The following is a 22,311-nucleotide window of genomic DNA, read 5'->3' as shown; positions in this document are numbered from 1 at the left end:
GGCGTCCTCGAGGCAGATTGTCCGCGTCCGCGTCAGTGGCGGACCGTACGCGCGGCGATCATCAGCAGGCCTTCGGTCTGGATCCAGCGGTTGAGCTCAATGGCTGGTCAGGTGGCGATGCCCACGACCTGCTTGACCGTCTCCGGCTGGTCGACCATGCGGAGCATGTGGTGGGCGACGTCGGCGCGCGGCACCGAGAAGCCACCCCGGATGTTGCGGTTGAGCGCGACCCGGTAGCGGCCGGTGAGCGGCTTGTCGGTGAGCTTCGGCGGGCGGGAGACCGTCCACTCCAGACCGCTCTCGCGCAGGGCCTGCTCGGCGAGCGCGAGGTCCGCGTAGTGCGCGCCGTACAGCGCGCGGGCGATGCGACTGAACAGGTGCCGCATGAAGAACCCGTCGCCGGGGTCGTGCTTGGGCGGCCGGGGCTCGCCCGGCACGGGCACCGGCCCGACCGGCGCGGCGCTGACCACGACGACCCGCCGCACGTGCTCGGCCTGCATCGCCGCGACGATGGCCCGGGTGCCGCGCGAGGTGACGCCGGCGTCCGCGCGCGGGTCGCGGGGGCCCAGCCCGGACAGCACGGCGTCGGCGCCACCCACGGCCGCCCGCAGCGCCGCCATGTCGGGGGAGGCGAGGTCGACGGCGACCACGCGCACCCCCTCCGGCAGGTCCCGCGGGCGGCGGGCCACCGCGGTGACCTCGTGCCCGGCGGCGACCGCCTGCTCCACCAGATGCCTTCCGATGCCGCCGGTGGCGGCCACGACGGTGAGCTTCATGGTCCTGTCCTCTCGCTGCCGTATGATACGAGAACCATAGTATTTGAGTTTGGGGCCGAGACAATATGACTCCCGTAACATCTGGAAACCAGCGTGCTCGCCGGCAGCTCACCAACGAGATCAAGGACTCGCTCCGCGACCTGCGCAACCAGCTCTCGATGCTCAACCGCCAGGTCGGCATCCACCTCGACCTCAAGGACGTCGACCTCGACTGCCTCGACCTGGTCAGCCGCCACGGCCCCCTCAGCCCGACCGCGCTCGCCCGCGCCGCCGGCCTCCACCCCGCGACGATGACCGGCATCCTCGACCGCCTCGAACGCGCCGGCTGGGTCGTCCGCGAACGCGACCCGGCCGACCGCCGCGCGGTCACGGTGCGCGCGCTGCCCGACCGCGGCCGCGAGGTGTTCCAGCTCTACGCCGGCATGAACGGCGCGATGGACGACCTCTGCGCCGACTACGACGAGGCCCAGCTCCAGCTCCTCGCCGACTTCCTCCGCAGGACCACCGAGGCCGGCGCCACCGCCACCACCGACCTGTCCACCCGCCCCAAGTAGCCCCGGCCTCCACTGCCGGCTCCGCGCTCCGACCACCGCCCAGGCCCGCCCCAAGAGGGCAGCCCTCTTGGGTGTGAATTCCGAGGAGGGCTCCCGTATACCCGCCCAGACGTGTAAACGGCAGGGCGGGCGGGAGTGCCTAGAGTAGGGACCGTGCTCGATATTGAGGACGTCACGCACGCGTACGCCGACGGGCTTGTCGCGATCCGGGGTGTGCGGCTCCAGGTGGCGGCGGGCGAGCTGGTCAGCATCGTGGGTCCCTCGGGGTGCGGCAAGTCGACGCTGCTGCGGTGCGTCGCCGGCCTCGTGCGGCCCACCGAGGGGCGGATCGTGCTCGACGGGCGGCCGGTGGAGGGTGTGCCGGACGACCTGGCGTTCGTGTTCCAGGACTACGGGCGCTCGCTCTACCCGTGGCTGTCCATCCGCGACAATGTGGCGCTGCCGCTGCGGCGCCGCGGTCTCGACCGGCGGGCAAGGCGGGCGGCGGCGCAGGAGGCGCTGGCCCAGGTGGGGCTCGGCGACGCCGCCCGCCGGCATCCGATGCAGCTCTCCGGCGGCATGCAGCAGCGGGTGGCGATCGCCCGCGCGCTGGCCTACGGGCCGCGGCTGCTGCTGATGGACGAGCCGTTCGGGTCGGTCGACGCACAGGCGCGCGAAGACCTCGAAGATCTGCTGCTGCGGGTCCGCGGCGCGAGCCCCGGCATGACGATCCTGCTGGTCACGCACGACATCGACGAGAGCGTGTACGTGGGGGACCGGGTCGTGGTGCTCAGCGGCGCGCCGGGCGCCGTGCGGGCGGACCTGCCGGTCGACCTGCCCGGGCCGCGCGAGCAGATCGCCACCCGGGAGCTGCCCGCGTTCGTGCACCTGCGTGCCGAGGTGGGGCGGCTGGTGCGGGAGCGGGCGGAGACGGTTCAGTAGATGGCGGTGTCGGTCGCCCGCACGTGCACGTCGAGCAGGTACGGGCCCGCGTGGGAGAGGGCGCGCTCCAGCGCCGGCGCCAGACCGTCCGCGGTGGACACTCGGCCCGACGCGACGCCGAAGCCGGTGGCGAGCGCGGTCAGGTCGAGCCCGGGCAGGTCGGTGCCGGGGATCGCCGGGATGCCGAGGCGGCGGCCCAGCCCGGCGACCGACTCGTAGCGGGCGTTGTCGAGCACCACCACGGTGAGCGGCACGCAGTGCCGCGCGGCCGTCCACAGTGACTGGACGCAGTAGAGGGCGGAGCCGTCGCCGACCACGCAGACCACGCGTTCGCCGGCGAGTGCCCGGCCGACCGCGACCGGCAGGCCCCAGCCGAGCGCGCCGCCGCCCGTGGTGGTGTAGCCGCGCGGCCTCGTCATCGGCAGGTGGTCGTGCAGCGCGTCGCGGTGGGACGGCGCCTCCTCGACGACGACCGCGCCGGGCGGGATGGCCGTGCGCAGCGCGGCGAGCACCGCGGCCGCGTCGAGCGGGTCGCCCGGCGGGGGTGGTCGCGGGGGTACGCGCGGCGGCGGGGCGGGGCGGTCCCGCTCACCCACCAGCGCGAGCAGTGCGGCGGTGCCCGCGCGCACCGTGGTCAGCACGCTCGTGCCCGCCACCGCCCACGCCGCGGTGGCCGGGTCGCAGTCGAGGTGGAAGAGGCGGGTGCCCTCCGCGAGCGGCGGCCCGGCACTGTCCACGTGGTACGTGAAGACCGGCGCACCGACGACCAGCACGACGTCGTTGCCGGCGAGCAGCTTCGCGATGCCGGCCCGCACCGGCGGCAGGTGGCCCTGGAAGAGCGGGTGGTCTTCGGGGAAGGCGGCGCGGCTGGTCATCGGCGCGCCCCACACCGCCGCCCGCAGCCGCTCGGCGAGCGCGGTCAGCTCGGCCCACGCGCGGTCCTCGTCGACGCCCGGGCCGGCGACGATCGCGGGCGCGGTGGCCGCGTCGAGTGCGCTCGCCACCTCGCGCAGCGCGGCCGGGTCGGCGGCGAATCCGGTGTGGACGGTGCGCTCGGGCACCGGCTCGGCGGCCGCGTCCCAGTCGTCGTCGGGGACGGACAGGAACACCGGCCCGCACGGCGGCGTCGCCGCGACCCGGATCGCCTCGGCCAGAAACGCGGGCACGGCCGCGGGCAGCTCGGGCTGGCGGGCCCACTTCACGTACGGGCGGGGGAACGTGGCCGGCTCGTCGGCGGACAGGAACGGCCGCGCGGCGAGCATCGACCGGGACTGCTGGCCGGCGACGACCACGAGCGGCACCCGGTCGCGGTACGCGTCGAAGACGGCGCCGAGCGCGTGCCCGACCCCGCCGGCCGAGTGCAGCGTGACCAGCGACGGCCGCCCGGTGGCGATGGCGTGGCCGGCGGCGATCCCCACGGCGGAGGCCTCCTGGAGGGCCAGCACGTACGCGAAGTCGCCCGGCCAGTCGCGAAACATGCGCAGCTCGGTCGAGCCCGGGTTGCCGAACCAGGTCGTCATCCCCGCCCGCCGGCACACGTCGAAGAAGGCCTCGCGCACGCTCAGGCCGGCCGTTGCCATGACAGCACCCGCCTCTCGATTGCCAGCAAACCCATGTTGAGGACGTAGCCCAGCACGCCGAGCAGCACGATCGCCGCCCACACCGTCTCGTAGTCGAAGCGCGTGGTCGCCTCGACGAGTTGGAAGCCGATCCCGTCGGCGGCACCCGGCTGGAGCTCGGAGAAGACCATCAGGATCAGCGAGAGGGACAGCGACAGCCGCAGCCCGGCGAAGATCTTCGGCAGCGCGGACGGCACGATGACCAGCCGGAGCCGCTCCACAGTGGTCAGCCGGAAGACGGCCGCGGTGTCCAGCTGCACCGGCTCGACGGTGCGGGCGCCGTCGGCGGCGTTGAGCAGCACCGGCCACAGCACGCTGAACGCGATCGACGCGATCTGCATCTGCGGGCCGAGCGAGAAGAGCACGATGAAGACCGGTACGAGCGTCGGTGGCGGGATCGCCCGGAAGAACTGGAGCACCGGGTCGAGCAGGTCGTAGGTCCAGGCGGAGCGGCCGACCGCGAGGCCCAGCGCGACCCCGGCCAGCACGCCGATGGCGAAGCCGGCGCTCAGCCGGGCCAGGCTCGGCAGGATGTTGCCGACCGCCCCGTCGGTCAGGAACAGGCGCGTGGCGGGCCCGGAGAACCACAGGTCGTACATCCGCCCGGCGATGACTTGGGGTGTGGGGAAGAACGGGTCGGCGGCCGCCGCGGTCGCGACCTGCCACACCGCCACACCGGCGACGAACACGCCCCAGCGGGACAGCAGGGCCCTCATCGCGGCCGGGCCCAGTGGAACGCGCGCCGCTCGCCCCGTACCAGCGCGGTGTTGATGAGCAGCCCGAGCACGCCCGCCCACACGGTGGCGGCGAGCGTGTCGGTGGTGCCGCCGGGGTAGTTGGCCGCCTCGGCGATGAAGATGCCGATGCCGTCGCCGAAGCCGCCGAACATCTCCGCCGTCACCGCGAGGATCAGCGCGACCGCGGCGGCCAGGCGCACACCCGTCGCGATGAACGGCGCCGTCGCCGGGACCGCCACGTGCCACAGCACGGCGAGCCGGCCGAAACCGAACGCGCGCAACGTGTCCTTCGCGACCGGGTCGACCTCGCGCAGGCCGTACACGGTGTTGAACAGCACCGGCCACACCGAGGCGTACACGATGACGGTCAGCTTCATCTCCAGCCCGCTGCCGAGGAGCATCGCCACCAGCGGGACGAGCGCCACCGACGGGATCGGCCGGAGGAACTCGACGATCGTGGTGACCGCGTTGCCGACCAGCGGGATGTTGCCCAGCACCAGGCCGAGCGGCACCGCGACGCCGACCGCGATGAGCAGCCCCAGCGCCCAGGCGGTGAGCGTGGCGCGCACGTCGGTCAGGAAGCCGGTGTCGGCGGCGAGCGCGGCGGCGCGGGCCAGGATCGTCGAGGCGGGCGGCAGGAAGTCTTCGTGCACGATGCCGGCCCGGCCCAGCGCCTCGCTGACGCCGACGACGAGGCCGACCCCTACGGCGCCGCGGGCGAGCCGGCGGAGCGGCACGTCAACCCGCTTCGTACACGATGGACTTCGCGTCTAACGGGTTTGTGAGCTGGCCCTGCTCGCGCATGAGGTCGATGAGCTTCTGGACGTGCGCGGCGTCGTTCGCGACGGGGAAGGCCGGCATGGTCATCGTGCTGGCCACCTCCGTCGAGACGTTGCGCACGAAGGTGGGCAGGATCGCCTCGACCACCTTGCGGTCGGCGGCCATCTGCTGGGCCTTGCGCATCGCCCGCTGGAACGCCGCGGCGGTCTTCGGGTTTTGCTCGGCCCACCCGTCGAGCGCGAAGTATCCGTCGAGCGGCAGGTCGGTGACCGGGGTGCCGCCGCCGTCGACGACGACGCGGGCGCCGAGCTTTTGCTTGGCGTCGGTGAGGAACGGCTCGGTCACGTGGATCGCGTCCACGTCACCCTTCTGCATCACGGCCGCCATCTGCGGGAAGACCACCTGCCGATAGTCGATCTTCGAGGGGTCGGCGCCGCCGGCCTTCACGATCGCGTTGAGCGTGATGGCCTGGATGTTGTTGAGCACGTGCACGGTGACGCTCTTGCCTTCGAGATCCTTGGCCGTCTGGATCGGCGAGCCGGGCATCACCAGCACGCCCATGAAGCCGGGCGTGAGCCGGGTGCCCTCGACGATCAGGTTGATCCTCAGGTCGCCCTTGTCGTGGCCGAGCAGCATCGAGGAGTTGTTGGCGAAGACGACGTCGATCGTGCCGTTCTTGAGCGCGGGGTAGGCCTGCGTGCTCTGCTGGACGGGCTGGGTCTCGACCTTCAGCCCCTCGGCCTCGAAGAGCTTTTCCTTCACCGCGATGTAATACGGCGCGTTCATGGGGAGGGAGAGCACCGCCACCTTGATGGTCGGCCGCTCCAGGCCGGCGCCGCCGCCGTCACCCGGGTCGTCGCCGCCACAGCCGGCGGCCAGCGATACGGTCACGAGAACGCCCAGAAGGGCACGACACCGAGACATTGACGCTTATAGTACTTGATCGACATCAATGCGTAAATCGCGCTTTTCCGCAATCCGGCCGCGAGCGCCCATGGTCCACACTGTCGACATGGGGCGTGAGGACATGCTGGTGACGGAGATCGCCTGCCTGGTCGGCGGCCGCTGGGCGACGATCCGCGCCGGCCTCGTCATGTTGCTGCGGCGCGGCCTGCTCAACACCAACCGCCGCGGCCGCGTCGAACGCGTCGGGAGCTCCCCGCGCGATGGTGAGCCGCTGGAGAAGGCGCTGTTCGCCGGGCTGCTCGGCTGGAGCGGCGCGCGCGAGGTGGGCGAAAAGCCCCGCGTCCGCGCCGTGCTGCGCGACACCCGCCGCGCACTCGAGCGGCGCGGACTGCTGCGCCCCGCCTGGAAACGCCTCGTCGTGCCGTTCGCGCTCGCCGTCGTACCGGGCGTCGTCGTGGCCCGGCTGGTGTCGCTCGGCGCCGTGCCGCCCGCCGGTGGCGTCTTCGCCGTCGTGGCCTGCGCCGCCGCCGCGATCTGGTTTCTGCCCCGCCGCACCGTCGCCGGCGCGCGTGCGCTACGCCGGCTCCGCGACGAGTACGCGGCCGACGTCGCCGCCCTCGAGTCAGGCGCGGCCGACGTGGCGGAGTGGTCACCGCGGCGGGTGGGTGCGATCGTCGCGCTCTACGGCGACGCCGCGCTGCTCGCCATCATGCCCGAGGCCCGAGGCGCCGGCCTGCTCCACGGCGGCCGCTGGACCCGGCGCATCCTCCACTCCAGTGAGGACTATGGCGAGTGGACGGACACCGCGATGAGCGAGATGAACCGGGAGAACCCGGTATCCGGCTTCTAGGGAGCTTTCGGAGTCGGGGTGGCCTGGCTCTGGATTCCTGTTAGGACGGAGATTTGGGCTACCGCGACGTTCGTCGTGGTCCAGACCGTTGCTCCCGCGGCCTCACCCTGCGCGGTTGGTCGCGGTCACGCCGCCCACATGCTGAGCCACCTCCCCAACCAGTGGGAAGGCGGGCCAACCCCCCCAGCCGCAGCAGGAGTGCGAAGCCCGGTTCCCACCGCATCCATTCACCCAACATCGTGAAACAAGCCGGGGACGGCCACGGCCGGAGCCCGAGGCCCCGCCGGAGGCGCCGAAGTAACCGCGACGCGCGCGGAGCTGGCAGCGGAGGTCGGAGATATCGGCGAGCGCTGCGAGCCGCCGACCTCCGCGTTCTCCGGCGGGAGCGACGGTCAGCGGCTGACGCGGACCCGGGAAATTTGCTTGAAGGAGCCGGGGCTCCAGCTGGGCAGCCAGATCTCGGTGTCGGGTGCGGGCGCTCGCCGGGCGGTGAGGTAAGCGCGCAGCGCGGCGAGCCCGGGATGCGGGTTGTCGGCGCGCCAGATCAGTGACATCGGGTAGATCGGCGCCGGGTCGCGCACCGGTACGCGGCGCAGGTCGTAGCTGTCCGGCCACAGGTAGCGCGAGCGTTCGCCGACGAGGGTGGCCAGCTCCGCGGAGTCGGCGATCTCGGCCATCAGGGCCTCGTTTCCGAATGCCGGCCCCACCACGTCGATCGTGAGGCCGAACGCGGCGGCCAGCTCGTCGTAGTAGTCGGCCCACTCGGTGCCGGCGTCCATGCCGGGCATCCAGATCCGGTGCGCGGCCAGCTGCGCGGGCGTGACGGCGCGGGCGGCGGCGAACGCGTGGCGGGGGCCGACGAGCAGCTGGTGCCTCTCGTCGATCACGCGGGCGGTCTCGATCGGGCCCGGCGGGCGGCGCGTGGAGGCCCGGACCGCGTGGAACGTGGCGTCGACGGTGCCGGCCTCGACGGCGGCGGTCGCGGTGTCGACGTCGCCGCTCAGGGTCACGACGTCCAGCGCGATCTCGGGGTGCGCGCGGTGGAAGTCTTGCAGGAGCACGGCTGGCGCGATCCGCCGGCTGTGCACGTCGACGCGTAGCGCGCGCCGGCCGGGACGCACGGACGCGTCGGCCCGGGCCGCCACCCGGAGCAGCTCGCGGGCGTGCGGCAGGAACGCCTGGCCGTCGACGGTGAGCTGGGCGCCGCGGGCCGTGCGGGTGAACAGGCGCACATCGAGGTCTCGTTCCAGCGCGGCGATGCGTTTGGAGACGGCCTGCTGGGTGACCGACAGGGTGGCGGCGGCCTCCTGGAACTGGCCGGCGTCCGCGGCGGCGACGAAGGTGCGCACGGCGTCGAGATCCACGCGCCACAAGGTACCCGTACAACGGCTGGTTGTGGCTCGCCGCCGGTTCCGTTGTTTGATCCGCGTTCCCGGGGCTTGCTTTGATCCGCCCGTGTTTGGCAGGCGATCCCTCGGACGGCGGTTCGGATGGCTCTGGGCCTCGTACGCGGTCAGCGCCTACGGCTCCGGGTTGGGCTTCGGCGCGCTCCCGCTGATCGCCGTGCTGGTGGTGCACGCCAGCCCCGCCCAGGTGTCCGCGCTGTCCGCGGTGGGGCCGGCGGTGGGCGCGCTGATCGCGTTGCCGCTCGGGCCGTGGGTGGAGTTTCGCCGCAAGCGCCCGGTGATGGTCGCGATGGACCTGGCCCGGTTCGCGGTCATGGTGACGATCCCGGTCGCGTACGCCTTCGGCCGGCTCACCTTCGTCCAGCTCCTCGCCGTCTCGGCGGTGGTCGCCGCGGCCCGGATCGCCCGCGTCGCGGCCGGCGGCGCGTACCTCAAGGCGATCGTGCGGCCGGAGGACCTGCTCGTGGCCAACGCGCGGCTCGAGTCGACGACGTGGAGCTCCATCGCGGTCGGGCCGCCGCTGGGCGGGGCGGCGATCGGCTTGTTCGGGCCGGTCGTCACGGTGCTGGTGGACGCGTTCAGCTACCTGCTGTCCGCGCTCGGGATCGCCGCCATCCGAGACCGGGAAGAGCGCCCGCGGCGCGCCGGCGGGGGCCGGGTCCGCGCCGGCGAGCTGCTCGACGGCTGGCGCCACATCCTGGGCCATCCCGACCTGCGGGCGCTCTACCTCAACCAGCTGCTCGTCAGTGGGTTGATCATGGCCACCGAGCCGCTCCTGGCCGTGCTCCTGCTCCGCGAGCTCGGCTTTCCGCCGTGGCAGTACGGGCTCGCCTTCGCCGCACCCTGCGTCGGTGGGCTCGTCGGCTCGCGGCTGGCCCGCCGGGTCGTGGCGCGGTACGGCCAGCACCGGGTCATCCGGACCGTCGGCACGCTGCGCGCGGTCTGGCTGATCGGCCTCGCCTTCGTCCAGCCCGGCGTCGCCGGCCTCGCGACGGTGATGGCCGTCGAGCTCGCGATCATCGTCAGCATGAGCCTGTACAACCCCGTGCTCGCCACCTACCGGCTCGAACAGACGCCCGGCGACCGCGTCGCCCGCGCCCTGTCGGCCTGGACGGTCGGCAGCGGTGCGGCCATCGCGGTCCTCAGCGCGCTCGGCGGCCTGCTCGCCGGCGCCACCAGCCCACGCACGGCCATCGCGGTCGCGGGGCTGCTGATCCTGGCCACCCCGCTGCTGCTCCCGCGCCCCAGTGCGGTGGCCACGAACCTTCATCGGGTGAGCGGCGGCCTTCGGCCGCCGCTCACCCGGGCCGGCGAAGCCGGCCGACGTTCGCGGCCACCGCGTTAGGCGACCTCGATGTAGTCGAGCTCGGCCCACCGCGCCAGATTTACCGTCAGGTCGGGGCGCCCAGGTCGTCCAGGGCCTTGACCGCTCCCCTGTGGAGGGTGACGGGGTCGGTCTTGCGGGCCTTGTCGAGGCTGATCTCCTTGGCGGCGGCGTTGGCCTGTTCGAGCTGGGGCTTGCGGTCGAAGAGCGCCTTGGTCAGGGCGCAGACCACGTTCGCGTCGGTGTCCTGCTTCACGAGCAGCAGGTTGGGCACGACGATGGTCTTGGCGTCCGCGGGCAGGCCGTACGTGGCGGCCGGGATCGCGCTCTCCTCGTAGACCGGGTTGACCTCCTTCATCTTCGGCAGCAGCGGCGTGATGTCGATGAACCGCACCTCGCCCTTGGCCGTCGTGAACAGGTCGGTGACGCCCGGCGTGGGCAGGCCGCCCGACCAGAACATCGCGTCGATCGAGCCGTCCTTCATGCCGTCGACGGTCTTGGTGAGGTCGAGGCGTTGGGCCGAGACGTCCTTGGCGGGGTCGAGGCCGGCGGCGGTGAGCAGGCGGTTGGCGATCACCTCGGTGCCCGACTTGGGCGAGCCGGTCGAGACGCGCTTGCCCTTCATCTGCTCGACCGTCGTGATGCCGGCGTCGGTGCGGGCGATGACCTGCGTGTAGTTGGTGTAGATGCGGGACAGCGCCTGCACCGGCTGGGGCGCGTCGAAGCTGCCCGTGCCCCGCACCGCGTCGGCCGCGCTGTCCGCGAGCGAGAACGCCACCTGGTACGTGCCGGCCACCAGCTGCTGGATGTTCTGCACCGAGGCGCCGGTCTCGGCGGCGGTCGCCTGTACCTTGCCGCCGGTGGCCGCGGCGATCTGCTCGGCGTAGGCGTTGCCGAGCGCGAAGTAGACGCCGGTGGCGTTGCCGGTCGCGATGCCGACCCGCACGTCGCCGGCCACCTCGCAGGTGACGTCGCCGCCCGTGTCGGTGCCGGCGGCGTCCTGCCGCCCGCCGCACGCCGTCAGGCCGGCGGCCACCAGGACCAAAGCGAGTACAGCTCTCATGTCGACTCCTTCCCCAGGGGTGGGCGGCGCAGTCGTACCGCGACGAGCGCCGCCGCCAGCAGTGCGCAACCGGCCGTGATGGTGACCGGGTGCAGGTAGAGCAACAGCAGACCGGCCACCGCGGTGACGGTCCGCTCGGGCACGGCGGCGGGGCCGAGGCCGAGCACCCAGCCGCCGGTGGCGATCGCGAGCGCGGCGACGGCGAGGCAGGCCACGGCGGTCGTCCAGACCACGCCCCAGACCGGGCCGCGGCCGAGCAGGTACTCGCCGGGTCCGGTGAGCACGAACGTGATCGGCACCAGGAACGCGGGCAGCGCGTACTTGAGCGCCTGCCACATCGTCGGCACCAGACGGCCGCCGGTGACCGCGGAGGCGCCGACCGCGGCCAGCGCCGTCGGCGGGGTGACCTCCGAGAGCACCGAGTAGTAGAAGACGAACATCGCCGCGGCCGGACCGGGCACGCCGAGCGTGAGCAGCGCCGGGCCGATGATGACCCAGCCGATGATGAACGACGCGGTCACCGGCACCGCCAGCCCGAGCAGCGAGAGCGCGACCGCCGCGAACACCACCGTCAGCGCGAGCACGGCGGTGCGGTTGTCGGCCAGCGACTCGGCGGTGCGTACCAGGAGGGAGGCGAGCTGCGCGCCGAGGCCGGTCTTCGTGGTGACCGCGGTGATGACGCCCGCCGCCGCGCAGACGGCCGCGACCGGCAGTACCCCGCGCACGCCGGCCGACAGCGCCTCGAATAGGCGGCGCGGGGTGAGCCGGCCGCGCCGGTCCAAGAAGGACAGCGCGAAGGCGAGCACGGTGGCGTACACGACGGCCTTCGTCGCGCTGACGCCGACCGCGAGCAGCACGACGATCGCGGCGAGCGAGGAGAAGTGGTATCCGAAGCGGGCGAGCAGCCGCCACGGCGAGTCGACCGCCACGTCCACCGGCCGGACCCGGAAGCGGCGTGCGTCGATCTCGACCGCGAGCAGGATGCCGAGGTAGTACAGGACGGTCGGGATCATCGCCCAGCCGAGCACGGTGAGGTACGAGACCTCCAGGTACTCGGCGACGATGAACGCGGCCGCGCCGAGCGTGGGCGGGGAGAGGATCGCACCGACCCCGGCCGCCGCGAGCATGCCGCCCGCCTGCTCGGCCGGGTACCCCGCGCGCCGCAGGATCGGCCAGGTGACCGCGCCGACGCTGACGGCGGTGGCGGTACCCGATCCGGAGACCGTGCCGAGGAGGAAGCCGGACGCGACCGCCGTGCGCCCGGCGGCGCTGCGGGAGCGGCGGAACGCCGCGACCGAGAGGTCGACGAAGAACCGACCGGCGCCGGAGAGGTCGAGCACCGCGCCGTAGATCGTGAACAGCACCACGTACGAGGCGGCCACGTCGAGCGGGGTGCCGTAGAAGCCGCTGCCGGAGTTGTAGAGCGCGTCGACGATCTGGCTGAAGTCGAGGCCGGCGTGCGCGATCGTCCAGGTCTGCGGGAGGAGGCCGCCGTAGTAGCCGTACGCGAGGAAGGCGAGGCAGACGGCCGGCAGCACCCAACCCGTGGTGCGGCGGCAGGCCTCGACGACGAGCAGCAGCAGGACCCCGCCCATCGCGATGTCCGCGGGGTCCAGCAGCGCCTGGCGGTCCAGGAACGCGTCGTATCCGCCGCTGGCGAAGGGCAGGACGGGGTACAGGCAGACGGCGAGCGTGACGGCGGCGAGCGCCCAGTCGACGGGCGTGGGGAGGTCTCCCGCGCGGTCCGCGTCTTTCGCCCGGCGGAGCCGCGCCGGGAGCGGGATGCCGCTGCGGTAGCTGAGGAAGACGAGCGGCAGCACCCCGGCCAGGAAGATGATCAGGTAGAACTGGCTGCCTTGGGCGAGCGGCCGGAAGACCTGCCACAGCACGAGCACCGCCACCGCGAACGCCACGACGGCCACGCCGCGCTCGACCGGCCCGGTGAGCCGCCGCGCGGGTCGCTCCTCGTCGTCGTACACGACGGTGGGCTCGCCGGGCCGCCCGTCTTCCACTATGGACACGGGCGGGTCGGCAGAGCGGGGTGCGGCGTCCCGCCTTTCGGACATAGCCGGACCATACTACGGATAAATCGAAGTATCGCGCTTTCTAGATCGACAACTCGCCGAGCGGTCACTCGGGCGCGCCCACGTGACGCGCTCGGGCGCGCCTACGTGACGCGGCAGATGGGTGTGGGCGTCACCGGCGTCCCGCTCGAGCCGCCGGTCAGGCCGAACGTCGTGGTCGCGTTGGCCGCGAGCGCACCGTTCCAGCTCAGGTTCGTCACGGCGACGTCGGCGCCGCTCACCAACGCCCTGTCAATCGCCGAAGAACTCCACCAGCGCCGGCGCGACGGCGGCCGGATCCGCGACGTGCCCCTGCCCGGCGAACGTCGCCCGCACCCCGTTCGGCAGCAGCGCGGCGACCGCGTCGGCCGCGTACCCGAAGAACTCGTCGCCGCCCCCAGTCGCGACGAGCGTGGGCTGGGTGACCGCCGCCAACCGCGCGGCCGGCGGCGGCCCGTAGAGGGCGGCGTCGTACGCGAGCGTCGGCGCGAGCGCCTCGAGGCCGGACCAGTAAGGCGAACGCCGCGCACCCTCGACGTCCGCGTCCGACGAGCCGGCCAGCCGCATGAACAACGCCAACGCCTCGTCCCGCCGCCCACCGCCAAGCGCCTCCGCCAGCCGCGCGCGGTACTCGTCGTAGCGCGCCGCCGCGCCCGGCGACGGGTCGTAGGGCACCTCGTAGAGCGCGAGCTTCGCGACCGGCAACCCGGCCGCGGCCGCCTCCAGCGCGAACATGCCGCCCGACGACACACCGTAGAGGCGGACCGGCTCGCCAGCCACGGCGATCAGCGCCCCGAGGTCCTCGACCTCCCGCCCGACCGCGTACGGCGGCGTGTCGCCACTCCCACCCCGGCCGCGGCGCGCGTAGTTGTAGACGGTGAAGCGCCCCGCCAGCGCCGGCACCAGCGGCGCGTTCTCCGCACCGTCGTCGAGCGCCCCACCCACCAGGATCACCGCCGGGCCGCTCCCCGCCCGCTCGTACGCGATCCGCGTCCCGTCCTTCGACACCACGATCATCGGTCGCCCCCTCGTCAGCCCTCACCCTAGAGGCGCCGCCAGATTCGGAGCCGGGGTGGCTTCGACCATCGAATCCCTCATTTGGAGAGAGATTGAGCTACCGCGATGTCCGTCGTGGTCCAGACCGCTGCTCCCGCGGCCTCACCCGTCCGCCGTTGGCCGTCCTCGACACCGAAAGATCTAGTGGGGCGTTGTGCGGTTGGAGAGGGCGGCCAGGCCGACGAGGTCGTCGGGTTCGGCGTCGGGGACGTCGCGGTCGAAGTGGGCCAGCACCGGCGTGCGCAGCGACACCGCGACGAGTGTGGCCATCGCGACCGCGCAGAGCAGGTAGAGCAGGCCGGTGCCGCGGCCGGCGCCGGTGCCGATCAGCGCGCCGACCGAGCCGGCGAGGAGGCCGTCCGGGGCGACGAGGGGTTGCAGCGCGGCGCTGGCGAGGGGTGCCAGCAGGTAGCCGAGGGAGAGCACCGAGAGCGCGACCATCTGGTTGAGGGCGATCACGCGGGCGTGGAAGCGCTGCGGCACCTTGGTGTGGATGATCGTGATCCAGGCGCCGTTGACCAGCACCAGCGCGAACGAAAGGCAGAACGTGCCGGCGGCGATCAGCGCTACCGACGGGCGCAGGCCGGTCACCGCGGCGGCCGCGGCTATGCCGGCCGCCGCCCACAGCAGGCCGCGCATCCGGTGGCGTTTGGGGCCGCCCCACAGCGCCATCACCAGGCCGCCGGCGATCGCGCCGGCCGCCGACACCATCGCCACGCGGCCGGCGTCGGCCAGTGAGCCGACGGCCAGCACGAGTGGGGAGACAAGCACGAGTACCGCGGCGAGGGGTGCGTTGAGGCCGACGAAGAAGAGCAGCATCGCGCGCAGGCCGGGGCGGCGGAAGAAGTAGTGGTAGCCGCCGCGGATCTCGGCGAGCACGGTCTCCCGGCGGCGCCACGCCATCGTGCGCGGGAAGCGGATCGCCAGCAGTACGGCCACGCAGGCGGCGTAGCTGGCCACGTCGAGCAGCAGGATGCCGAGCATGCCGAGCGAGTGCAGCAGCGCCACCGCGACGAGCGGCACCAGGAACTGCGCCGCCCCGGTCGCCAGCTGCACCACCCCGTTCGCGTGTCCTAAGTAGTGTTTGGGCACGAGCTGGGGCACGGCGGACGTGTACGCGAGGCGCTGCAAGGTGAGCGCCACCGACAGCGCGGCCAGCAGTCCATAGAGGACGGCCGAGCCGAGCGCGCCCGTGGCGAGCAGCACCGCGAGGGCGGCCTGGATCAGTCCGGCCAGGACGCTCGCGCCGATCAGCGCGCGGCGGCGGTCGCCGCGGTCGACCAGCGCGCCCGCGACCGGTGCCACGAGGATGCCGGGCAGTACGCCCGCCACGGCGAACAGCGCGAAGCGCAGCAGTGACTGGGTCTCCAGGTAGGCCCAGATGGGCAGCGCGAACTCGGTCAGTGCGGTGCCGGTCATGGACACGAGCTGGCCGGCGGCGACGGCGAGGAAGCGGCCCATGCTCGGCCGCGGTCCCGCGACAGCCGGCACGTCCGAGGCCGCTACCGGCACCTCGCCGGTCACGATGCCGGCCAGCTCGGCCGCCCGGTACTTCAGGAAGTAGTGCCCCGCCTCGTCCAGCACGACGAGGCCGGTGCGCGGGGAGAGGAAGCCCCACTCCCGGAAGCGCTCCTGGTAGTAGTCGGTGCCCGGGTCCTTCTCACCCACGACGGAGACGATCGGGGCGTCGAGGGGGGCGACGCTGGAGGCGAGCAGGCGGGTGAAGTACGCCTCCGCCTCCTCGGCGTCGCGGCGCATGGCCCGGATCAGGTGCCGGCGCTGGTCCGGTTCGAGCGCGCCGACGTCGGCGCCCATCGACTGGAGCCAGTTCGCGTAGACGGTGTCGGAGCGGAGCCGTTCGAAGCGGAAGAGCGAGGCCACCTTGGGGCGCGCGAACGGGAAGACGCCGCCGAGGAAGACCGCGTCGAGGGTGCGGCCGGCCGCCTCCAGCCGGCGGGCCACCTCGACGGTCAGCGCGGCGCCGGGGCCGCAGTGTCCATAGAGGACGAGTGGGCCGCCGACCCGGCTCAGCACCTCCTCGGTCACCCGCGCGGCCACCTCGTCGAGCGGCTGCGCCTCCTCCGCGACGCCGAGGTCGTGGCCGGGCACGGCGACCGACCAGAGCCGCACGCCGTCCGGCAGCGCGTCGGCGAGTGGCTGGTACACCACCGCGCTGGCGCCGCCGTACGGCACGCAGACCAGCGACCGGGTCGCGGCCGCTGAGCCGCGGGTCAGCTCGTGCAGCAGCGGGCGGGGGCCCGATCGCGAGCCGAGGCGGGCCAGCCCGCGCACGGTCGGGTGCTTGAACAGGTCCATCGCGGTGACCGGGGCCGGCAGCCGCCCGCGCAGCCGGCTCACCACCTGGATGGCGAGCAGCGAGTGCCCGCCGAGCGCGAAGAAGTCGTCGTGCGCGCCGACCCGTTCGACGCCGAGCAGATCCCGCCAGACCTCGGCGATCGCCTCCTCGACGGGTCCGTCCGGCGGGACGAACGCGGCGCCTGGCGCCGCGGACGGCGCCGGCAGCGCGGACCGGTCGACCTTGCCGTGCGCCATCCGGGGCAGCGCGTCGAGCCACACCACCTGGGCCGGCAGCATGTACTCCGGCAGCGTGCCGGCCAGCCGCTCCCTGATCGGCGGCTCGGTCGCGCCGGCCCGCTCCAGGTAGGCGACGAGCCGCTCGCCGTGCACCACGACGGCGGCCTGGGTCACCTCGGGCAGGGCGGCGAGGGCGGCCTCGATCTCGCCGAGCTCGATCCGGTAGCCGCGGAGCTTCACCTGGTGGTCGCGCCGGCCGAGAAACTCCAGGTCGCCGCTGGGCAGCCAGCGGGCCAGGTCGCCGGTGCGGTAGAGCCGGCCGTACGCCGCCGTCTCCACGAACCGTGACGCGGTCAGCTCGGGGCGGCCCAGGTAGCCGCGGGCCAGCCGGTCGCCGCCGAGGAACAGCTCGCCGACCGCGCCCTCCGGCACCGGCCGCAGCAGCCGGTCGAGCACGTACACGCGGGCGTGTGGCAGCGGGCGGCCGATCGGCGTGGTGACCGAGCCCGGGTCGACGTCGGGTCGCACCTCGTACGTGGTGACGCCGACCGTCGCCTCGGTCGGTCCGTAGTGGTTGACCACCGCTGCGGGGGAGAGGCCGGCAAGCTCCCGGGTCCAGTCGGCGCGGGACGCCTCCCCGCCGAGCAGCAGCGCCCGGCGCGGGAGCAGGTCGCGGGCCGGCACCTCGGCGGCGAGCGCGGCGAGGTGCGACGGGGTCAGCTTGAGGTAGTCGATCCGGGCGACGGCCAGGTGTGCGGCCACCTCCTGCGCGGTGGCCCGGCGGGGGATCAGGTGCACCTGGCCGCCGGTGGCGAGCGCCAGGTAGAACATCGTGACCGCGAAGTCGAACGACAGCGACTGCATCAGCCCGTAGGCGGCACCGTCCACGATGTCCAGCCGTTCGCGCACCCCGTCGAGGTAGCGCACGAGCTGGCGGTGTTGGACGGCGACGCCCTTGGGCTGGCCGGTCGAGCCGGAGGTGTAGATGACGTAGGCGAGGTTGTCGGGTTGGGCGACCGGCGGGAGCGGCCCGGACTCGCCGCCGGTCACGTCGGTGAGGACCGTGCCGCCGAAGGCCTCGAACAGGCCGGCCAGGTCCGGTGACGTGAGCAGCACCTCGGCGCCCGCGTCGGCGAGCAGGTACGCCAGGCGGGCCGGCGGCTGCTCCGGGTCGAGGGGCAGGTAGGCGCTGCCGGCCTTGAGCACGCCGAGTACGGCCACCGCGGAGGCGGTCGACTGGGCCAGGCAGATGCCGACCCGCGCGTCCGGCCCGACGCCCAACCCGCGCAGCCGTAGCGCGAGGCCGTTCGCGAGCCGGTCGAGGCGCCGGTAGGTGAGCGTGTCCACGGCGGGCGCGTCCGGCGTGCGGGCGACCCACTCGTCGAACCGGTCGGTCAGCAGGGCCGGCGGCGGCGCCTCTCCCGGCTCGCCGGAGAGCGACGCCAGCCGCTCGTGCTCGGCGGGGGTCAGTAGGTCCAGTGTGGACAGCGGTGCCGACGGCGCGGCGGAGACCTGGCGCAGCAGTGCGCGGTAGCGGGCGAAGAGCGTCGCCACCGTCGCCGCGTCGAAGAGGTCGGTGTTGTAGGTGACGGTGCCGGTCAGGTCGTCGCCGTCGTGGTGCAGGTACAGCGCCAGCTCGTGCCGGGTCGTCGACGGCGCCACGTCGAACGGGGCCACCGCGAGCGACCCGAGCCGCCCGTCCCGGCCCTTGGTGTAGTTCTGCATCGCGAAGCTGACCTGGAAGACCGGCGGCCGCCGCACGTCGCGGGTCACTTTCAGCTCGCTGACCAGCCGCTCGAACGGCAGCTCCTGGTGCGCGAACCCGTCGATCGCCGCCTCCCGCACCCGGCCGAGCAGCTCGGCGAAGGACGGGTCGCCGTCGAGGTCGGCGCGGAACACGACGGTGTTGACGAACAGCCCGACGAGGCCCTCGGCCTGCGGCTGCCCGCGCCCGGAGACCGGCACGCCGACGGCGAAGTCGTCCTGACCCGCGTACCAGCCGAGCAGGGCCTGGAAACCGGCGAGCAGCACCATGAACGGGGTCGCGCCGCCGGCCCGGCCGACGGCGGCGAGCGCCCCGGTCAGCGCGGCGTCGAGCCGGAACGTGTGCACCGCCCCGGACGACGTCTGCTCCGGCGGGTAGGGCCGATCGGTGGGCAGCTCCAGGGCGGGCACGCCGGCCAGCCGCTCCCGCCAGTACGCCAGGTCGCGCTCGGTCGAGCCGAGCGCGCGCTGCCAGCGGGCCCAGTCGCCGTACCCGATGGAGAGCTCGGCCAGGCCGGCCGGCACGCCGGTGCGCGCGGCGTCGTAGAGCGCGCCCAGCTCGTCCAGGATCAGCTCGGTGGACCAGCCGTCGCTGACGATGTGGTGCATCGTCAGGCAGAGCACGTGGTCGTCCGGGGCGAGCGGGACGAGCGCGGCGCGGAAGAGCGGCCCGGCCGCGAGGTCGAACGGCGCGGCCACCGCCCGGGCGAGTACCGCGCGGGCCTCCGCCTCGCCGTCGGCGCGCAGGACGTCGAGCGGGACCGGCGCGGGCGCGGCCACCTCGACCAGCGGCTGGCCATCCACAGTGGACGGGAAACGCATCCGCAGGCTGTCGTGCCGGGCGGCGAGCGCGTCGAGCGCGGCCCGCAGGGCGGGCAGGGAGAGCGGGCCGGACACCCGCAGCGGCAGCCACATGTGGTACGTCGCGGTGCCCGGGGAGTACTGCTCCAGGAACCACATCCGCTCCTGGGCGTAGGAAAGCGGCGGCGGCCCGCCTTCGCGCGTGATGGCGGGGGCGGCCGCCTTCCAGCGCCGCGCCAGCGCCGACGTCATCGGGCCAGCTCCTCGAGGGCCTCGGTCAGGCCGGCGACGGTCGGGTGGGTGAAGAGCAGCCGGACCGGCACGTCCAGCCCGGTCGCCGCGTTGATCCGGCCGATCACCCGCATGGCGTGCAGCGAGTGGCCGCCGAGCGCGAAGAAGTCGTGGTGGGTGCCGACCTTCTCCAGGCCGAGCACCTCGGCGACCACGCCGGCGACGAGCTCCTCGCCCTCGGTGCGGGGCGGCACGTACTCCACGGGAAGCGGCGGGGGAGCGGCGGCCGCCAGTGGCACCGCCACCGGCTCGGGCACGCTCGCCAGCACCGCCTCGTCGACGATGCGGTCCGGCCCGCCGGCGAGCAGCCGCAGCAGGTCGTGGTAGCGGGTGGCGAGCGCCTCCACCGGCTCGGCGGCGAACCGGCCGGCGGGGTACTCGAAGACGAGCTTGACCTCGCCGGTGGCCGTCGGCATCGCGATCAGCGTGAGGTCCACATGGGAGTGTCCGGCCGCCACGGGCAGCACCTCGGCGGTCAGTCCGGCCCACGGGATGTCGTGCAGCCGGTGGTCCTGCATGCTGAAGCCGAACCCGACGAGCGGTGGCCGCCCCGGCACCCGCGGCGGCGCGAGCGCGGCGACGACCGCCTCGAACGGCGCGTCCTGGTGCGCCAGCGCCCCGGCGAACGCCTCGCCGACCCACCGCACCGCGTCCGGAAACGACGGCTCGCCGCCGAGGTCGGCGCGGACCGCGACGATGTTGGTGAAGTCGCCGACGACCCGCTCGGCGCCGGGTTCGGTGCGCCCGCCGACGAAGACGCCGATCGGCACGTCGTGGCGGCCCAGGTAGCGCCCGAGCAGCAGCTGGTACGCGGTCAGCAGGATCGGTGCCAGGCTGAGCCGCCCAGCGCCGCCGGCCGCGGTGGCGAGCCGCTTGGCGAGGTCGGGCGCGAGCATGCGGACCGCCTCGCCGGTACCATCCCGGGGCGTGGCGGGCGGCGGCAGCGGCAGCGCGGCGGGCGGGCCGGCTCCGTCCAGAGTGGAGCGCCAGTAGGCGATCGACCGCTCCAGCCCGCCGCCCGCGAGCCGGCGGCGCTGGTGCACGGCGACGTCCGGGTACTGCACCGGCGGCCCGTCGAACGCCGGTTCGGCGCCGGTGACCCGCGCGGAGTACGCGGCCGCGACCTCGCCGGCGACGATGCCGAGCGACGCGGCGTCCATGACGAAGTGGTGGCCGACCAGCACGAAGACGCCGTCCTTGAGCAGCCCCATCCGGACCAGCGGCCCGTCGCGCAGGTCGAACGGCTCGGCGCGAAAGGCGTCGACGTCCACCGTGGACTCCACCCGCAGCGGGGAGCGCAGGCCGCCGACGACCCGCTGCCGGGGCTCCTCCGCGCCGGGCACCGGCACGGTCCGCAGGCCGTCGTGCCGGGCCACCACCTCGTCGACGGCGGCGGCGAGGGCGGCCACGTCCACCGGCCCGCGCAGCCGGATCGCGGTCGCCACGTGCGCGCTCGCGCCGTCCGGGTCCACCTGGGCGGCGAGCCAGGCGCGCCGCTGGTGGTACGAGCACTCGAACTCCTCCTCGCCCTCCGTCCTGGGTGGACGCGGCACCGGCCGCAGGCGTTTGAGGAGCGCGGCGCGTTGCTCGGGCGAGAGCCGCTGGATCCGGTCGCGCACGGATGCCTCCTTCGCGGTCGTGACCGGTGCCGCCGTCACCCGGGCCCCGAGCAAACCTTCGAGCCGGTCGCACGCCGCCTCGACGGCGGCGGTCGAGTCGACGAGCGGTGCCCGATCCCGGTTGCGGGCCGCGTACCCGGGGTCGTCGAGCACCTTCCGGATGAGGCCGGCGGCCGCGTCCGGGGTCCAGCGGGCGGCCGGCAGCCACTCGGCGAGGCCCAGCCGCCGCAGCCGGGCGGCGTTGTCCGGCCGGTCGGTGCCGTGCGCGAGGATCACCTGCGGCGTGCCGGACGCGATCGCCCGCGCGCAGGTGAGCACCCCGCCGTGGTGCACGACGGCGGCGACCCGCGGCATCAACGTGCGGAAGGGCAGCGACGGCTGCCAGATCACGCCCTCGGGCAGTGGGTCCGGCACCATGTCGCGGTGGCGGCAGACCAGGATGCCCGGCCGGCTGGCCAGCGCGCAGGCCTCGGCGGCGACCCGGTACCACTCCCGGTGCAGCAGCTGCCCTGAGCCGCCGGTCAGCAGCACCGGGCCGCGGCCGGACTCGACAAGGGCGGTCACCTCGGCCGGCAGGTCGCCGGTCTCCGCGTCGTCGTGCGTCACGAAGCCGGGCAGCGCCGCACCGGCCGGTGCCGGCTCGCCCGCCGTGTCGAACCAGTCCGGCCAGAGCCCCATCTGGAGGTCGGCCGAGGAGAGCCAGGTCGCCCAGTCGTCCACGGTGGACAGCCCGACGGCGGCGCGGACCCGGCCGGCCGGACCGGCGAGGGTCTGCGGGAAGAGGCGCTCGGTCAGCGGCACGGCCATGAAGAGCGTGGGGGAGAGGGCGAGCCAGGCCGCCGGCACGCCGTGGGACTCGCGCAGCATCAGCGCGGACAGGCCGGAGGTGTGCCGGCTCACCGCCACCACCTGGCCCAGCTCGCGCGCCCGGGCCAGGGCGGCCATCGACTCGTACTCCCGGCGGATCTGCTCCCACAGGCCGTTGCGCTCGTAGAACTCGGCCAGGTGGTTGACGTCCGCGAGCACGTCGAGCAGCAGGTGCCGGGAGTCGTGCAGGGTGCGGGCGTACTCCTCCTCGGTGTCCACCGCCACGAAGTCGAGGCCGGCCGCGCGGGCGGTGGCGCCGTAGTACGCGTGCGTGTGCAGGACGACCTCGTGGCCGCGCCGGCGCAGCGCCTGCCCGATCCGGATGAACGGCAGCACGTCGCCGTTCGTGCCGTACGTGGTTACCAGGAACGTGCCCATG

16 protein-coding genes are annotated in these 22,311 nt (G+C 73.9%); 4 read left to right on the top strand and 12 right to left on the bottom strand.

Annotation, left to right across the window (positions count from 1 at the left end; genetic code table 11):
• Positions 1–107 precede the first annotated feature (107 nt).
• Positions 108–776, bottom strand: a complete 669-nt coding sequence (locus ACTMTJ_RS19980) for an NAD(P)-dependent oxidoreductase (protein WP_441218692.1) — start codon at positions 774–776, stop codon at positions 108–110.
• Positions 777–841: 65 nt separating this feature from the next.
• On the opposite strand from ACTMTJ_RS19980, the gene ACTMTJ_RS19975 reads away from it, so the two are divergent.
• Both ACTMTJ_RS19975 and ACTMTJ_RS19970 read left to right on the top strand, forming a co-directional pair.
• Positions 842–1,330: a MarR family winged helix-turn-helix transcriptional regulator gene (locus ACTMTJ_RS19975; RefSeq protein WP_441218690.1), complete on the top strand. Its 489-nt coding sequence runs from the start codon at positions 842–844 to the stop codon at positions 1,328–1,330.
• 153 nt (positions 1,331–1,483) lie between these two features.
• Positions 1,484–2,251 (top strand): ABC transporter ATP-binding protein, encoded by a 768-nt coding sequence (locus tag ACTMTJ_RS19970; RefSeq protein ID WP_441218688.1) that lies wholly within the window; start codon positions 1,484–1,486, stop codon positions 2,249–2,251.
• Here the strand turns inward: ACTMTJ_RS19970 and mdlC are convergent.
• Genes mdlC through ACTMTJ_RS19950 form a run of 4 tightly spaced genes read right to left on the bottom strand, consistent with a single transcriptional unit; the run spans position 2,245 to position 6,278 of the window.
• Positions 2,245–3,831, bottom strand: coding sequence for a benzoylformate decarboxylase (gene mdlC / locus ACTMTJ_RS19965; protein WP_441218686.1), 1,587 nt, complete (start codon positions 3,829–3,831; stop codon positions 2,245–2,247). The genes ACTMTJ_RS19970 and mdlC overlap by 7 nt on opposite strands.
• Complete coding sequence (locus ACTMTJ_RS19960) at positions 3,813–4,586, bottom strand: ABC transporter permease (RefSeq protein WP_441218684.1); 774 nt, start codon at positions 4,584–4,586, stop codon at positions 3,813–3,815. The genes mdlC and ACTMTJ_RS19960 overlap by 19 nt, the downstream gene beginning before the upstream one ends.
• Complete coding sequence (locus ACTMTJ_RS19955) at positions 4,583–5,344, bottom strand: ABC transporter permease (RefSeq protein ID WP_441218682.1); 762 nt, start codon at positions 5,342–5,344, stop codon at positions 4,583–4,585. Before ACTMTJ_RS19955 ends, ACTMTJ_RS19960 begins: the two co-directional genes overlap by 4 nt.
• A gap of 1 nt (position 5,345) precedes the next feature.
• Positions 5,346–6,278: an ABC transporter substrate-binding protein gene (locus ACTMTJ_RS19950; protein ID WP_441218680.1), complete on the bottom strand. Its 933-nt coding sequence runs from the start codon at positions 6,276–6,278 to the stop codon at positions 5,346–5,348.
• A gap of 121 nt (positions 6,279–6,399) precedes the next feature.
• Between ACTMTJ_RS19950 and ACTMTJ_RS19945 the strand changes: the two genes are divergently transcribed.
• Complete coding sequence (locus tag ACTMTJ_RS19945) at positions 6,400–7,143, top strand: TIGR04222 domain-containing membrane protein (protein WP_441218678.1); 744 nt, start codon at positions 6,400–6,402, stop codon at positions 7,141–7,143.
• A gap of 392 nt (positions 7,144–7,535) precedes the next feature.
• On the opposite strand, the gene ACTMTJ_RS19940 is transcribed toward ACTMTJ_RS19945, so the two are convergent.
• Complete coding sequence (locus tag ACTMTJ_RS19940) at positions 7,536–8,507, bottom strand: LysR family transcriptional regulator (protein ID WP_441218677.1); 972 nt, start codon at positions 8,505–8,507, stop codon at positions 7,536–7,538.
• Positions 8,508–8,598: 91 nt separating this feature from the next.
• Between ACTMTJ_RS19940 and ACTMTJ_RS19935 the strand changes: the two genes are divergently transcribed.
• Positions 8,599–9,894 (top strand): MFS transporter, encoded by a 1,296-nt coding sequence (locus tag ACTMTJ_RS19935; RefSeq protein ID WP_441218675.1) that lies wholly within the window; start codon positions 8,599–8,601, stop codon positions 9,892–9,894.
• Positions 9,895–9,940: 46 nt separating this feature from the next.
• On the opposite strand, the gene ACTMTJ_RS19930 is transcribed toward ACTMTJ_RS19935, so the two are convergent.
• The 6 genes from ACTMTJ_RS19930 to ACTMTJ_RS19905 form a co-directional block, all read right to left on the bottom strand.
• Positions 9,941–10,936 carry a TAXI family TRAP transporter solute-binding subunit gene (locus tag ACTMTJ_RS19930; protein WP_441218673.1) on the bottom strand — a complete coding sequence of 332 codons (996 nt, stop codon included), beginning with the start codon at positions 10,934–10,936 and terminating at the stop codon, positions 9,941–9,943.
• Positions 10,933–13,002: a TRAP transporter permease gene (locus ACTMTJ_RS19925; RefSeq protein WP_441218671.1), complete on the bottom strand. Its 2,070-nt coding sequence runs from the start codon at positions 13,000–13,002 to the stop codon at positions 10,933–10,935. Before ACTMTJ_RS19925 ends, ACTMTJ_RS19930 begins: the two co-directional genes overlap by 4 nt.
• Positions 13,003–13,103: 101 nt before the next feature.
• Complete coding sequence (locus tag ACTMTJ_RS19920) at positions 13,104–13,241, bottom strand: cellulose binding domain-containing protein (RefSeq protein ID WP_441218669.1); 138 nt, start codon at positions 13,239–13,241, stop codon at positions 13,104–13,106.
• A gap of 10 nt (positions 13,242–13,251) precedes the next feature.
• Positions 13,252–14,016, bottom strand: coding sequence for an alpha/beta fold hydrolase (locus ACTMTJ_RS19915; RefSeq protein WP_441218667.1), 765 nt, complete (start codon positions 14,014–14,016; stop codon positions 13,252–13,254).
• Positions 14,017–14,196: 180 nt separating this feature from the next.
• Positions 14,197–19,407, bottom strand: a complete 5,211-nt coding sequence (locus ACTMTJ_RS19910) for an amino acid adenylation domain-containing protein (RefSeq protein ID WP_441218665.1) — start codon at positions 19,405–19,407, stop codon at positions 14,197–14,199.
• Entirely contained in the window at positions 19,404–22,310 is a 2,907-nt protein-coding gene (locus ACTMTJ_RS19905) for a condensation domain-containing protein (protein ID WP_441218664.1), read from the bottom strand. The genes ACTMTJ_RS19910 and ACTMTJ_RS19905 overlap by 4 nt, the downstream gene beginning before the upstream one ends.
• Position 22,311 lies beyond the last annotated feature (1 nt).

The sequence above is a fragment of the Phytohabitans sp. LJ34 genome, assembly GCF_052068095.1.
Taxonomy (GTDB): Bacteria; Actinomycetota; Actinomycetes; order Mycobacteriales; family Micromonosporaceae; genus Phytohabitans.
The sequence above is the reverse complement of the archived record's forward strand: the minus strand, read 5'-3'. Positions and strand labels throughout refer to the sequence as shown.

Coding starts and splice junctions, on each gene's coding strand:
- ACTMTJ_RS19945 (WP_441218678.1), top strand. CDS start 6,400: ATGGGGCGTGAGGACATGCTGGTGACGGAGATCGCCTGCCTGGTCGGC.
- ACTMTJ_RS19910 (WP_441218665.1), bottom strand. CDS start 19,407: ATGACGTCGGCGCTGGCGCGGCGCTGGAAGGCGGCCGCCCCCGCCATC.
- ACTMTJ_RS19905 (WP_441218664.1), bottom strand. CDS start 22,310: ATGGGCACGTTCCTGGTAACCACGTACGGCACGAACGGCGACGTGCTG.
- mdlC (WP_441218686.1), bottom strand. CDS start 3,831: ATGGCAACGGCCGGCCTGAGCGTGCGCGAGGCCTTCTTCGACGTGTGC.
- ACTMTJ_RS19975 (WP_441218690.1), top strand. CDS start 842: ATGACTCCCGTAACATCTGGAAACCAGCGTGCTCGCCGGCAGCTCACC.
- ACTMTJ_RS19960 (WP_441218684.1), bottom strand. CDS start 4,586: ATGAGGGCCCTGCTGTCCCGCTGGGGCGTGTTCGTCGCCGGTGTGGCG.
- ACTMTJ_RS19915 (WP_441218667.1), bottom strand. CDS start 14,016: ATGATCGTGGTGTCGAAGGACGGGACGCGGATCGCGTACGAGCGGGCG.
- ACTMTJ_RS19925 (WP_441218671.1), bottom strand. CDS start 13,002: ATGTCCGAAAGGCGGGACGCCGCACCCCGCTCTGCCGACCCGCCCGTG.
- ACTMTJ_RS19980 (WP_441218692.1), bottom strand. CDS start 776: ATGAAGCTCACCGTCGTGGCCGCCACCGGCGGCATCGGAAGGCATCTG.
- ACTMTJ_RS19930 (WP_441218673.1), bottom strand. CDS start 10,936: ATGAGAGCTGTACTCGCTTTGGTCCTGGTGGCCGCCGGCCTGACGGCG.